The 12925-nt window shown below is 59.0% G+C and carries 16 protein-coding genes and 1 tRNA gene; 8 read left to right on the forward strand and 9 right to left on the reverse strand.

The features are described 5' to 3' along the window. Positions 1-23 precede the first annotated feature (23 nt). Positions 24-914, forward strand: a complete 891-nt coding sequence (locus C5750_RS19820; RefSeq protein WP_245421172.1) for an alpha/beta fold hydrolase — start codon at positions 24-26, stop codon at positions 912-914. On the opposite strand, the gene C5750_RS19825 is transcribed toward C5750_RS19820, so the two are convergent. From C5750_RS19825 to C5750_RS19840, 4 genes are all read right to left on the reverse strand, one after another. Beyond that, positions 911-1570: a hypothetical protein gene (locus C5750_RS19825; protein WP_105735942.1), complete on the reverse strand. Its 660-nt coding sequence runs from the start codon at positions 1568-1570 to the stop codon at positions 911-913. The two genes, C5750_RS19820 and C5750_RS19825, sit on opposite strands and share 4 nt — an antisense overlap. A 173-nt stretch (positions 1571-1743) precedes the next feature. Further along, a complete protein-coding gene (locus C5750_RS19830) occupies positions 1744-2409 on the reverse strand; it encodes a BON domain-containing protein (RefSeq protein WP_158531316.1) in 666 nt (221 codons plus the stop codon). 174 nt (positions 2410-2583) lie between these two features. Next, positions 2584-3702, reverse strand: a complete 1119-nt coding sequence (locus tag C5750_RS19835) for a porin (protein WP_105735946.1) — start codon at positions 3700-3702, stop codon at positions 2584-2586. A 68-nt stretch (positions 3703-3770) separates the two neighbouring features. Beyond that, the gene (locus C5750_RS19840) at positions 3771-4100 is read right to left on the reverse strand and encodes a DMT family transporter (protein ID WP_105736155.1); all 330 of its coding nucleotides are present in this window, start codon (positions 4098-4100) and stop codon (positions 3771-3773) included. Positions 4101-4505: 405 nt separating this feature from the next. On the opposite strand from C5750_RS19840, the gene C5750_RS19845 reads away from it, so the two are divergent. Both C5750_RS19845 and C5750_RS19850 read left to right on the forward strand, forming a co-directional pair. Further along, the gene (locus C5750_RS19845) at positions 4506-5564 is read left to right on the forward strand and encodes a porin (protein WP_105735948.1); all 1059 of its coding nucleotides are present in this window, start codon (positions 4506-4508) and stop codon (positions 5562-5564) included. A 331-nt stretch (positions 5565-5895) separates the two neighbouring features. Beyond that, positions 5896-6822, forward strand: coding sequence for a tyrosine-type recombinase/integrase (locus C5750_RS19850; protein WP_105735950.1), 927 nt, complete (start codon positions 5896-5898; stop codon positions 6820-6822). Between the two features lie 94 nt (positions 6823-6916). Here the strand turns inward: C5750_RS19850 and C5750_RS19855 are convergent, their stop codons facing one another. After that, complete coding sequence (locus C5750_RS19855) at positions 6917-7585, reverse strand: hypothetical protein (protein ID WP_105735952.1); 669 nt, start codon at positions 7583-7585, stop codon at positions 6917-6919. A 715-nt stretch (positions 7586-8300) separates the two neighbouring features. On the opposite strand from C5750_RS19855, the gene C5750_RS19860 reads away from it, so the two are divergent. Both C5750_RS19860 and C5750_RS19865 read left to right on the forward strand, forming a co-directional pair. Beyond that, entirely contained in the window at positions 8301-8972 is a 672-nt protein-coding gene (locus C5750_RS19860; RefSeq protein ID WP_105735954.1) for a class I SAM-dependent methyltransferase, read from the forward strand. A 328-nt stretch (positions 8973-9300) separates the two neighbouring features. Then, a tRNA-Ser gene (locus tag C5750_RS19865) sits at positions 9301-9391 on the forward strand. Between the two features lie 163 nt (positions 9392-9554). Here the strand turns inward: C5750_RS19865 and C5750_RS19870 are convergent. Together C5750_RS19870 and C5750_RS19875 are read right to left on the reverse strand one after the other, a co-directional pair. Then, positions 9555-9902, reverse strand: coding sequence for a hypothetical protein (locus C5750_RS19870; RefSeq protein ID WP_105735956.1), 348 nt, complete (start codon positions 9900-9902; stop codon positions 9555-9557). Positions 9903-10006: 104 nt separating this feature from the next. Beyond that, positions 10007-10390 carry a VOC family protein gene (locus tag C5750_RS19875; RefSeq protein ID WP_245421173.1) on the reverse strand — a complete coding sequence of 128 codons (384 nt, stop codon included), beginning with the start codon at positions 10388-10390 and terminating at the stop codon, positions 10007-10009. Positions 10391-10602: 212 nt separating this feature from the next. Here C5750_RS19875 and C5750_RS19880 point away from each other — a divergent pair, with 212 nt between their 5' ends. Next, entirely contained in the window at positions 10603-10944 is a 342-nt protein-coding gene (locus C5750_RS19880; RefSeq protein WP_105735958.1) for a TFIIB-type zinc ribbon-containing protein, read from the forward strand. A gap of 149 nt (positions 10945-11093) precedes the next feature. Further along, positions 11094-11504 carry a YbaY family lipoprotein gene (locus C5750_RS26635; protein WP_158531342.1) on the forward strand — a complete coding sequence of 137 codons (411 nt, stop codon included), beginning with the start codon at positions 11094-11096 and terminating at the stop codon, positions 11502-11504. 19 nt (positions 11505-11523) lie between these two features. On the opposite strand, the gene C5750_RS19890 is transcribed toward C5750_RS26635, so the two are convergent. Then, a complete protein-coding gene (locus tag C5750_RS19890) occupies positions 11524-11724 on the reverse strand; it encodes a hypothetical protein (RefSeq protein ID WP_105735962.1) in 201 nt (66 codons plus the stop codon). Positions 11725-11896: 172 nt separating this feature from the next. On the opposite strand from C5750_RS19890, the gene C5750_RS19895 reads away from it, so the two are divergent. After that, a complete protein-coding gene (locus C5750_RS19895; RefSeq protein WP_105735964.1) occupies positions 11897-12133 on the forward strand; it encodes a helix-turn-helix domain-containing protein in 237 nt (78 codons plus the stop codon). Positions 12134-12167: 34 nt separating this feature from the next. On the opposite strand, the gene C5750_RS19900 is transcribed toward C5750_RS19895, so the two are convergent. Further along, a complete protein-coding gene (locus C5750_RS19900; RefSeq protein ID WP_105735966.1) occupies positions 12168-12857 on the reverse strand; it encodes a CerR family C-terminal domain-containing protein in 690 nt (229 codons plus the stop codon). Positions 12858-12925 lie beyond the last annotated feature (68 nt).

Genomic DNA, 12925 nt, shown 5'->3' on the forward strand with positions numbered 1-12925 from the left:
ACACTCAACAACAGGATTGCGGATTGGCCGATTTATTTCGTGACATTCATTTCGACGCCCCGGATGGCCTGCATCTCTATATGAGATTTTACCAGCCCGAGCACAAAAGCGACGGGCTGCCGGTCATCTGCCTGCCGGGACTGACCCGCAACAGCCGCGACTTTCACGATCTCGCACTGTCCTTGTCGCAGCACCCGCAGACGCCGCGCCCGGTCGTCAGCGTCGATTATCGCGGACGCGGATTGTCGGACTACGATCCGGACTGGACCCACTACAATATCGGGGTGGAAGCGGGCGACGTCATCGCCGGTCTTGCCCATCTGCAGATCGACCGGGCGATTTTCCTCGGCACATCCCGCGGCGGGCTGATCACGCATATCCTGGCGGCCATCGCGCCGCAGCTTCTCGCAGGCGTCATTCTCAATGATATCGGGCCGGAGATAACCGCCGCAGGCCTGCAGCAGATCAGCGCCTGTCTCAATGGCGCGCGTCAACCCAAAGACTGGAATGACGCGGCGGAACTGCAGCGGTCGGTGCACGCAGCAGCCTTCCCTGCCCTGACACAGGACGATTGGCAGCGTTTCGCCCGCATGATCTACCGCGAAGACAATGGTGTGATCCGCGCGGATTACGACCCCAATCTCCGCAAGACGATGGAAAATATCGACTATTCGCAAAAACTGCCGGATTTATGGGCTCAGTTCGAGCTGATGAAGGACCTGCCGCTGCTGCTGATCCGGGGTGAAAACACCACTTTGCTGGCGCAGGAAACCGTTGACGAGATGGCGCGGCGGCACGGCGCACTGCAGGTGTTCAATGTCGCGGGTCAGGGCCATGCGCCGCTGCTGGAGACAGGCCGCATGCCCGAGCTGATCGCCGCGTTTTGCGCAGGCGTTGATTTGCGCGCGGACTAGCCGCCCTTTGCCGGTTTTCTCGGCGCTGTCTTGGGCTTGGCCTTCACAGCAGCCTTTGCTTTTGCCGGCGCTTCGCCCGTCTGCTTGACCAGTCCGGCGGCCTGTTTCATCCAGTTTTCGCGGTGGGCACGGCCGGGGAAACCGATGGCCCGGCTTACCCAGGCGGCCTGATCGACATCCCAGCCCGCGATCTGGTCGAAATGAAACACGCCCAGAGCATAAAGTTCCGTCTGGATCACATTGCCGATTCCCTCGATATCCGACAGGCGATCCGGCTTTCCCCGCCGCGCATTTTTTAACAGCGCCGGACGGTGCGTCTCGTCCTGTTGCAGAGCAGCGCGGACAGTATCGCTTGCAGCGGTCTTGCGGGCCGGTGCCTTGGTCCTTGATCGCGCGGACGCGGGGGATGCCATTGCCGGGACCGGCTCTGCCGGCGGCACCATGGCCGGGCCGGACACCTGCTTGCCGACATCGTCATTGGCGGGCGTAACCGGCGGATGCGTTGCGGCGGCGAGACGCACATCGGCGGCGCGTGTCGATTCCTCAGAAACAGAATCGGTTTTCGGCGAGAACCTTTTGAAAAAATGACCCAAAATGGCGCCGATAATGAACGCAGCTGAAATGAGCAAAAGCGCCTGAAGAAGAAAAATGACCACAGCTCGTTACCTCAGTTTCAACACAGATCAGTTGCGCTTGCCGCCCTGGGTCGACCAGCCGACATAGAAACCGACCAGAGCGGCCACCAGCAGAAACAGCCATAGCTTGGTGATGAGATACATGATTGTCCGCGCTCCCGTTGATTGCACTGAATCGGCACGCCCGCCGATGTTTACCCGGCATTGCCGGCGGACGGCGGCGCCAGCTTCACCGCGCCCACCCTACCATTACCCGGAAGTTGTGTCTTCAATGCGTTGGTCACGGCCTCATAGTCCGCGGCATTTGCCGCCGTTCCAGTGATGCTGTAGGTCTCCCCGGCAAGCCGCACCTCGCCACTGATCAGCTGCGATGCCTGCTGCAGGGCGAAATTGGCGAGGTCCGCAAATCCCTGCGGCGCGCCGCGTGCGACGGCCATCTCGTCGAGGATTTCAATGCCCGGCATGGCATTTTCAGCCGCGGCCAGAAGTTTGGCGCGCATATCGCCATAGGGAACATTGCCCGATAGCAGGATCCCCTGATCCGATTTCGTCACCACAAAGCTGAAAGGATCGACCAGCGGCAAAAGCGTCGCCGCGTTTTCGACGACGCGAATGCCATCGGTCGTATCAGCAATTTTCAGCGCCGACGCGAGCGCTTCTTCCGACGGCGCCACCCCTTTGAGGGTCAGATCGCGCCCGTCAACCTCGATGCTGGCCCAGCTGTTGTCCGCTTCCAGCGCTGCGGCGACGGTTTCGGTCAATTGCCGGTCCATCGGCTCGGCAAGGAACCAGCCGGCAAGCGTTGTCAGACACACAATGGTGATCAGACCGGGCCAGAACCAGCTTTTAACAATGTGCATGGATGGCGTCTTCCCCTTGCGGCAATCGAACAGAATGCTGTCTTGCCCCATGTCGGTGGGAATATCAACACGATGCTGGCCGCCAGGCGGCGAAGAACGGAAAACGGAAGGCGGCGCAAAGAAAAACCCGGCAGCTTGCGCTGCCGGGTCTTATGAACTCAAATCCTGAAAGGATTAGAAGTTGCGCTGGAAGCGGATCATGCCACCGAATGCGTCGTCGTTGCCGCCGTTGAGGATCGATACATCCTTACGATGACCATCGAACTTGGTGTAGCTGACTTCCGGAGTGATGGTGAAGCCAGGAACGAGCTCGTAAGCAACGTTCAAAGTACCAGCAACGGTGCCTTCGGATTCGTATGCAACCTGTGCATTGACAGTTGCCTTATCCGAAACCTTGGCGGACAGACCGCCCCAGACAGCCCAGTCGCCTTCCCAGCGGCCGAACCAGTTCAGGCTGCGTGTGTGGCCGATCGAGTAGTTGTCGTCGAAGTTGGACTGATAGCCACCCATGACGAATGCCTTGACGGTGTCGGTGATCTTGACGTCCAAACGAACCTTACCGGCCCACTCTTCGATAACCGAGTCATAAGCTGCAACAGCCGAGATGCCGCCCCAACCCTGCTCGTACTTCACACCGCCGATGACATGCGGCATGTAATCGTTGATGCGGTAGTCGTGCGAAACGCCGTCGTTGTCGGTTTCGGTTTCGCCCTGTTCAGCAGCGATCATGGCCGAGAAGCCATTGCCAGCTGCGAATGTGTAGCTAACCTGGTTGGATGTGCCGGACTGATAGTTGATCACGTCGTCGTTGATGACGTCGCCAGCATAACCGGTCCACGAACCGAAGATTTCGTCAGCAACACCGATGCGGAAGCCGCCGAGTTCGATGTAAGCCTGAGGAATGGAGGACTTGTTGTTGCCGTTCTGGTAGTTGAAACGTGTTTCAATGTACGAACGCAGTGTGCCGAGTTCGGTTTCCGAACGGGCATCAAAACGGATCGTTGCACGTGTCAGCTTGTCGTATGTGCCGTCGCCATCGGGATCGCTGCCCTGATTGACGTGGCCGCCGGTGTATACGCTGTCGCCGCCCTTGGCGTCATAACGCAGATAGCCGCCGATCTTCAGGCAGGTCTCGGTACCGGGAATGTAGAAGAAGCCCTTGCCGTATGCATCGCAAACGCGAACATATTCGACAGCTTCTGGCTCAGCGACGACAACTGCATCGGCAGCGCGTGCGCCAGTGACTGCAACCAGGGCTGCAGCGGAGCCGAGTAGAAGGCTCTTGATGTTCATTTCTGACCTCCAGTCAAAGGTGACGGGAGGCCAGGGCATTCAACCGGCTTTGACCGGACTGCCTGACCCTAGTGTCCGACGGTTCCGGAGAACAGGTTGACGATGAGAACACCGGCGATAATCAGCGAAAGGCCGATGATTGCCGGCATATCGAGCGGCTGCTTGAACCAGAACCAGCCGATTGCGGCGATGAGCACGATCCCGGCGCCCGACCAGATGGCATAGACGATCCCGACCGGCATGGTCTTGACCAGGATGGAGAGGAAATAGAAGGCCGCTGCATAGCCGGCCAAGCAAATCAGCGATGGCCAAAGCCTTGTAAAACCATCCGCTTGCTTGAGCGCCGATGTGGCTGCCACCTCGAAAATTATGGCTACAAAGAGATAGAAATAAGTCATGGCAAACCACCTGTCAGAATCAGCGCGTGCCGCATTTGATTCGATGCGCACACCGCAAATATGCCTGCGATGCATGCCCGATTTCGAGTCAAATCGCCGTTCCGTTTCCGCCATCGATGGGTGGGAATTGATGAAAATCCGGTTACCTATATTAATGAGTGGTAAAGATTTTGCCGGGGTCGCGACGATTTCGTGTCATTTGTGCAACAGGGATAAGGCATAGAGGCGCCGCAAGGTGTGCATGCCGACATTCATGGTTGAAACCCCGGAGATGGCGAGTATGTTCGGTCGCAGAAGAACGGCGTTGATCGCATTTCTTCTAGGACTTAGGGGATGGGGACAAGGTTGTCCTTCAGCCAAATTGGAATGCCCAGACCCATTTTTAACTTTGACTGGAGGTCAGAAATGAACATCAAGAGCCTTCTACTCGGCTCCGCTGCAGCGCTCGTTGCAGTCACTGGCGCACGCGCTGCCGATGCAGTTGTCGTCGCCGAACCGGAAGCTATCGACTATGTTCGCGTTTGCGATGCATACGGCAAGGGCTTCTTCTATATCCCCGGAACCGAGACATGCCTGAAAGTCAGCGGCCATGTGCGGGTAGATGTCAGGGGCGGCGATGATGTCTCCGGCGGCGGCAAACTCGGCACCTGGAAACTGAAATCGCGCGCCACCATCCGCTTCGATGCCCGTTCGGACACCGAACTCGGTGCCTTGCGCTCCTATGCCGAAACGCAGTTCAACAATGCCGACGGCGACACCAATGCGGCAATCCCCCACGCCTATATCTCGCTCGGCGGCTTCCGCATCGGCGTCACCGACTCGCTGTACGATACCTGGACCGGTTCTGCCGGCAACGTGATCAAAGACGGCATCATCGGTTATGCCGGCGATGGTGATAACCAGGTCAGCTATACGTTCACCGGCGGCAATGGTTTCTCGGCCCTCATCGGCCTGGAGCAGGGTGACAAGGACCATGTGATCACGGACTACGTGCCGCATGTCATTGGTGGTGTGAAGTTCGAACAGGGTTGGGGCGGCGTCTCCGGCGTTGTCGGCTATGATTCGGTGGTTGAAGAATGGGGCGGCAAGCTGCGCCTGGACGTGAAGTTCACCGACACGCTCTCCGCCTTCGTTCTGGGCGGCTATCAGTCCGGTTATGGCGACCACGCCAAGGAAAAGCGCACCTCGTCCTATTACGGCCCGTGGAATGGCGACTGGGCGCTCTGGGGTGGTCTATCCGCCAAGGCTTCGGACAAGGCCACCGTCAACGCGCAGTTGGCCTATGAATCCGAAGGCACCTATGCCGGCGCACTCAATGTCGCTTACGAACTGGTTCCCGGTTTCACCATCACACCCGAACTCGACTACACCAAGTTCGATGGTGCCCGTAAGACCAAATCCCTGGCCAATAAGGGCGGCGATCACGCGTTTGGCGGGTTCCTCCGCTTCCAGCGCAACTTCTAATGTTGTGACGTGCATAACCAACGCCGGAATTGACCGGCGTTGGATTTTCCAAAATTCATTTTGACCGATCAATTTTCAGCGCCCGTTACCACAGCGCACAGACATTTAGCAGGGAAAGGATAGCAAAGCGGTCGCGGACCGAGGAGATATGGACATGTCGAGGCAAGATTGCTGGGGACTGGCTGTTGAGGGCGCTGTGCAACGCTTCCTCGAACGGGGTTTTATTATCCTAAAGTTCTATACCCCACCCGATTGCGCTTTTCAGAAAGACGATTACAACTCGATGCATATTTTATTTATGCATATTTTTCTGATTTAGAGCGTGATCCCTATGACAATTTCATCGATGGGTGCCAAACAGGCGGACACCGACTTCCCGGTTCGATTTCAGTACAGCGTGACCTACGCGGCGGCGGACCATAGGGGCAACCGTGTGGTCAGAGATCACTCGCTGGATGAGTTGACGGCGCGTTATATCGGGATTCTCTGGGACGACGGTTCGCACAAGGGCAATGTCAAATCCTTCCTGGGCGAAACCAGCGAGATACTGGCCGGCAACCGGTTCAGCGTTTTTACCCAGGACATGCTCGATTCCGTCATCAGCGCACTGCGCGAGCGCGGCAACAGCAATGCAACCATCAACCGCAAAATGGCTGCCTTGAGCAAACTGCTTCGGAAAGCTTGCAAGATGGGCGATATTTACAACCTGCCCGAATTCCGGCGCCAGAAGGAAAGACAGGGCCGCATCCGCTTTCTCGAGCTGGAGGAGGAGGCGCGGCTGTTTTCGGCCATTCGCGCCAAATGCGAAGACAGCTACCGCCTGAGCATCTTTCTTGTCGACACGGGGTGCCGGCTCGGCGAGGCGATCGGGCTGAACTGGAACGACCTGCAGGGAAGCCGCTCGACATTCTGGCTGACAAAATCCGGACGCAGCCGCACCGTGCCCCTGACCCGGCGCGCCCATGACGTCACCCAGATTCCGCGCGGGCGCTTGAAGGGCCCTTTTGCCATGCACGACCAGCCGCGATTCCGCGCCATCTGGAACGAAGCCAAGGCGGAGGTTGGATTGGGAGCGGATGATCAGGTCGTGCCGCATATCCTGCGCCATACCTGCGCGTCACGGCTGGTGCGCGGCGGCATCGATATCAGGCGCGTGCAAATCTGGCTCGGCCATCAGACATTGCAGATGACCATGCGTTACGCACATCTGGCCACGCATGATCTTGATCCCTGCGTGGCTGTGCTTGAGCAGGATTGATGACCGGCGATGGCGCGCCTGCTGTTCCCGCCTGTCCCTGCGCCGTCACGCGACCCGAGCCGTGTCCAGCCCGCACCCGGCCGGCGAAAAACCGTCAGAAGTGATAACGGATACCGACCGTATTGGCGTTTGATCCCTCGCCCATATTGCCGAAGGTTTCGCCGGCACCGGAGCGGTGATGCAATTGCCATGTCACTTCCAGATTGGGCGCGCCGCCCCAGCGAAATGAAAGTTCCGGCCCGAGAAAGCCCAGGAAGGACGCATCGCCGTCATAGCGAAGCTCGCGTTCCTTCTCGATCTGGGTCTCGCCCGTCACGGCACTGAAACCGGCGGTGAATGCCGGGGAGATCACGACATTGCCGATAACGAGACCCTGGTGCTTCAGCCGGACGCCGGTCCAGACTTCGCCCGAGGTGTCGTCGTCCTCGCCAAAACGCAGCGCCACGCCGATGACGCCGCCAAGTTGAAATCCCGATCCGAGATCATAGACATCGCGACCATAGGTGACGCCGATCAGGCCGTTCCCGGTGTAGTCCACACCGAAGAGGTGAATGGCTCCGCCCGCCGTGTCGCGCGCAAACGGCCCGCCCAGCAGCGTGATGTCATTGCGCTTCGGCGCCTCTCCGGGTTGCAGGAACGGATCCGAGGTGGCAAAATAAATGAAGGGATGGGCCTTGCTGGCGGCCGTCACCGGGCCGGAAGAAAGTCCGAGAATCGCTGCGCTGACCAGCGCTCCAACACCAACCGAACGCCAAGATTTCATCTGTGCCCTCATGGTTCCTGAACAAACGAGTCTGGTGCACACGATACAAAAAACGACGGAAGAAGAAACACAAAATTAACCATAGGCTTTTTTGACCGCCGGCATGGGCGGCGCTTGACCGGTTTGGCACTGTATGACGGCTCCGGAAAAGACAGGGCCCGGCGCTGTTGCGCCAGGCCCTGTCCTTTCGACTTTTCGCTGTCATTCCCTCAGTTTCGCTTCAGGTTCGGATAATCTCCTCCTCAGCTTCTGATGGTATCAAGCGCACGTTGTCACCTTCGGGCAACGTGAGGCTCGGCAATTCACCCCCCGATGATCCCCCCCTGCCGGGCCTCATTCCCGGCTTTGCACCACTGCCGGTCAAGTATACCCAGAGTTCCTGGCCTGACCTTGGCATGTTCAAATTCGCCGTGAATCAATCGATATATTACGTCTCTCAAAAAAAATCACAAGACAAGAGGGCAGAACAAGTTACAGGCAAGAATTGCATTTCCTTGTCAGCATATATGCCAAGAAAAAATTGCTCCGCCCCGTGCGGCAATACATCGATCGTACCCCACCACACTAATCCCCCTCTCCCCGCACTGGCGCCGGGATGCCGGCGGCCGCCCCCATTTTCGCAAGGTCTTGATTTCTGTCATATCACGTAACATATTAAGTGACATGAAATGCGGATGTTCAAACCGGCGCCGCAGCAAGTGGAGACGCACACGCGATGACCGCCTTTTCCGATCCGCAAGCCGTGGCGCGCTATGCCGATGGGCCGACCCGTTTCGTGCCTGGCTTTGATGCCATGCAACGCATGACGACGCTGCTGCTGGCGGAGCGCGCGCCTGACGACGCCCGTGTGCTGGTGCTTGGGGCGGGCGGCGGATTGGAGCTGAAGGTGTTTGCCCAGGCACATCCGGGCTGGACTTTTGACGGCATCGATCCATCAGCAGAAATGCTCCAGCTGGCCGGACGGACGCTGGGGCCGCTGGCATCGCGGGCGCGGCTGCAGCAAGGCTACATCGGCGATGCGCCGGATGGCCCCTACGATGCGGCGGCCTGCCTCCTCACCCAGCATTTCATGGACGCGGCGGAGCGCCAGCGCACGGCGGCTGAAATCCACCGGCGGCTCAAGCCCGGCGCACCGTTCGTGACCGCCCATCTCAGTATCCCGCAAGGCGACGGGGCGCGTGCGGCATGGCTTTCACGCTACGCCGCCTTTGCGGTCGCGGCCGGGCTTGATCCTGAAAAGGCTGCCAACATGCAACGGGCTGTCGACACGAAGACCCACATTCTTGCGCCCGAGGAGGACGAGGCGATCCTGATCGGGGCCGGTTTTGCACAGGTCGAGCTGTTTTATGCTGCCTTCAGCTTCCGCGGCTGGGTCGCCCATGCCTGACGGCCCGATCCGTGCCGCAAGCCACGCCATTCCCGGATTGGATAGGCTGCGCCGGGATACCGGGAGACAGGAGAATCAGATCAAGGGACGCGGCCATGTCGAATCAGCCTCTCCTCCCCCGCAACTCCGCCCGCCAGTTCCGGCCATTTCCATGGCGAAGCGAACGGCAGGCAGCAAAGTCGGCAGAAATGAGGTGGAAAAGGCCTGTCCCGCAGCGTTTGCCCGCCATTATTGATGTTTTCGGCGGGCTCACCGCTTGCACAAAATTTTGGATGAGGCCGAATAAAAGCCTTGCCAACAAAGGGTTTCCTCTTTAGTCAGCGTCCTTGGAGAGGTGGCCGAGTGGTCGAAGGCGCTCCCCTGCTAAGGGAGTAGGGCTCAAAAGGCTCTCGAGGGTTCGAATCCCTTCTTCTCCGCCATTTTCACGCTTATTTTCAAAGACCGTTGTTCCGCAGTGCAGGCGCTCGGACACTGCTGGCTGCTGCAGGACGCCCAGGCGGCTGACCTGCAACAGGGCAACCGGCCATAGAAAAGGCGGCTCTCGCGAGCCGCCCCTCTAGCGTTCAAGCGTTCCGATGGATATCAGAGACGGAAAACACCCAGCGGATACCAGTAGCCATCGCTGTGACGGCGGTAGCCGCGGCGATATTCACGGTAGCCACGCTGATTCTTCCAATATCCCGGACGATAATCGCGGTTGTTGAAATGCGGACGGCGGCGTTCGTCACGGCGGTCCCAGCGACGGTCGTCGCGGCGATCCCAACGGCGATTGTCGTGGCGGCGCCGCTCAACATACTGCACCTGCTCGACATTGGATACGACCGGCGTCTTCTGGGCCGATACCGGTGCCGCGTTCGAAGAAACGACCGAAGTCAATCCAACGAGAACCGCCAGCAAGCCAGCGGTAAACAGCGAAACAAGATTTTTCATAAGTCACTCCTATCGATTCACACCAGGGATAGGTGCGCCTTCAGTGATGAACAGAGTATGAACAGCGTTGCGTGCATCTCGTCCGCCGCCGCCCCGCGCACGGCTTATCCGGCTATCGCCGCAGGCCGGGGTCCCCGCAAACCGATACAGTTGCCCCAGGGATCGCGAACCTGACACATGGCAAGGCCATCCTGTATCGCCAGCGGCCCGCGATAGAGCGTGGCGCCCAGTTTTTCCATATGGGCGAGAGCCGCGTCAAAATCATCGACCGCCCAATAGACGACCGAGCCGAAGGGCCCCGCCCCCACCTGCGCGTCCGCAGGCACGATTTCAAGGCAGACGGAGCCGATCTGCAGGAACTCGAAATCAAACTCGTCGAGCCGCGTGCGGACAGCCTCAGGAAAACCGTGCTGATACCATGCGAGCCCGGCCTCGACATCGCTGACATGAACCAGAATTGCGGCGACGGGGTTTGCTGTCATGGGCATGGGTGCGCGATCTTCCGAGTGCTCTGTACGCGGGGGATAGCCGAGGGCGGCCATGCTGGCAATGCCGGACCGCGCCGCCGCTAGACCGCAATACCTGCCACGAAAAATCTCACGACAATGTGAAATGCACCCGCTTGCTCCTCTAGTCACTAGAGATACTACACCGATTGCAACAGCATGCACTGTCCCTATGCACAACAATGGAGACCAGAATGGCAATTGTTCCGAACATTGGCAGCCCGGTGAAAGCCCAGGGGCTTGTCTGCCCCGCCTGCGGGATCAGCCTGCTGATGGGTGACCGCCAGGGTGTTGCAGTCGATTTCTGCCCGCAGTGCCGGGGTGTCTGGCTCGAACGCGGCAAGCTGGACGACATCATCGAGCGCAGCGCGCGCTATGAAACGCGCGGCGCCCAGCAAACCATGCCGCAGGCACAACCGGTGCCGGCACCATGCCCGGAATCCGATGCATCGCACGGCTATCGCGACGGCGGGCACGGGTCGCATGGCGGGCGCCGCGGCAAGCACGGCTCCCTGCTCGGCCGCCTCTTCGACTGACGCGGCGTCCTGCGGTATTGCTGCTTTCCCGCCGATATGACGGCCGTCGGATTTGGTTATCCGGGCGGCCTGGGTTAAGTCTTTCAGACGGCTGCAAGTGCCGGGCGGCGGCTTCCAAGCCAAACGCTTTTCTGCGAAAGGAATGTTCATTGAGACCCATCACACCAAAACTTGCGGTTGCCGCATTGGCTGTTCTGAGCATTGCAGCAGTTACGCCGGCATGGTCGGCCTGCCGCTTCAACACAACCGTCATTGTCGAGGGACCGTCGAAGGCGCGCCTTCCGGCGGGATCGCAGCTCAGCCTGACGATTTTCGATGGCAATCTTGCTGACGCACCGATGTCGATGACCGCCGTCGCCACGGTTGAAAAGCGCGTTTCCGGCCAGCGTTTTCCGCTGCGGGTACCGGTCAGCGTGCGCAGCGACAAGAAATGTCCGGTCTGGCCTTCGCTTTCCGCCCGCATCGAACAGCGCGGCAAGCTGGCATTTCTCAACGATACCCAGACCCGCGTTCATCCGGGCAAGCGCACTCTTGTCAAGCTGATCGCTGTCAGCCGCTAAAAACGCGCCCTTGCCCCGGTCACGGCTGTTTGCAGGCCGTGGCCAGCAGCGCATTGATTGTTGCTATGCGCTCATCGGCAATGTCGCAGACATATTGAATTGCCGATTGCTGCCGCTTATTGCCGATATCGGCGGCTGCCATGAACAGCACTTCGACGAGATACTTCACTTCGGTCAGACGGTTTTGAGCATCAATGATTTTGCTTGATTCATGGCTCATGATAGGGCCTCAATAGGATTGAAAATTAATCTAAAAATGTTTCAGACAAACATAATAGACACCCAAGCAATAAGGCTGGGCGTCACTGTTTCAGCGGCAAAAAATCGCAACAGTGATACGGTACAGCCCCACTAGGAATGGCGTCAACAAAAATCATAACCGTGTAGCGAAAATGATCGATTTGCAATGCAAGATGGCCCGTGCGGCCTTGGGACTTGGGGTGCGTGATCTCGCGGCTCGTGCCCGCGTGTCGACGGATACAATCGCCCGGTTGGAACGGGGTGAGAAACTCAAGCCAGCGACCATCACGGCTATCGCAGCGGCGCTTGAAAAAGCGGGGGTTATATTTGAAGCGGATGGTGAGATGGTGAATGGCGGTCCGGGCGTAAGACTGCGGATGGATGAATGACCCTGCCCTCAGCTTTTCCCGCAAGAGGCTGACGCTAGTCTCCCGCCTCCCTTCTGATCTCCGCCGCTGCCGCCTCCAGCCCGGCCAGGGCAAAGCGCTGGAAATGGGCGATGATGGCGGTTTGCGGGCCGGGTTCCGGCGACTGAAGCTCCGGCAGCACCTGTGACAGCAATTGCCGGTTGCCGACCAGCAGGATGGCAAAGGGCGCCACGATGTTGAGCAGGCACCGCCCCACCGCCGGATGCTCCACCGGAACGCCGAGAATATCGGCGACAAGCCCGGCCACCACCTGTTTCTTCGGCAGAACTTCCTGCTGCAACAGCACGGGAAAGGCCTGGGATGGCGCAAGAATCTCGCGGCTCAGCACCCGCAGCACCCATGAGGACGACGCTGGCGCCGTGATTGTCCCGGCAATCAGCCCGATGAGGATTTTCAGCTTGTCGATGGAAGCCCCCGGCCCTTGTGCCAGCGCCACCAGCCGGTCGTAGGTCAGGAGCCGCCGGTGCGCCTCGACCAGCACCTCGGCATACAGTCCTTCAATGCCGCCATAATAATAATTCACCGCGGCGGAATTGCTCCCGGCCCGCCCGGCAATCTCCTTGCCCGTAGCGCGGTCAAAGCCTTTTTCGGCAAAAATTTCGCCCGCCGCTTCCAAAATCTGGGCCTTGGTCGAAGCGCCGTCTTCGCGCCGTCCAGGAAGTTTTCGAGGTGTTTTGCGTATCATGCCAGCACAGTAACCCAGATTTGAAAGGATTAAAAGTTCAAATTGAAATTCAAATTTGACATAATGTA

The sequence above is a fragment of the Phyllobacterium myrsinacearum genome, assembly GCF_002980555.1.
In the GTDB taxonomy this organism is placed as follows: Bacteria; Pseudomonadota; Alphaproteobacteria; order Rhizobiales; family Rhizobiaceae; genus Phyllobacterium; species Phyllobacterium myrsinacearum.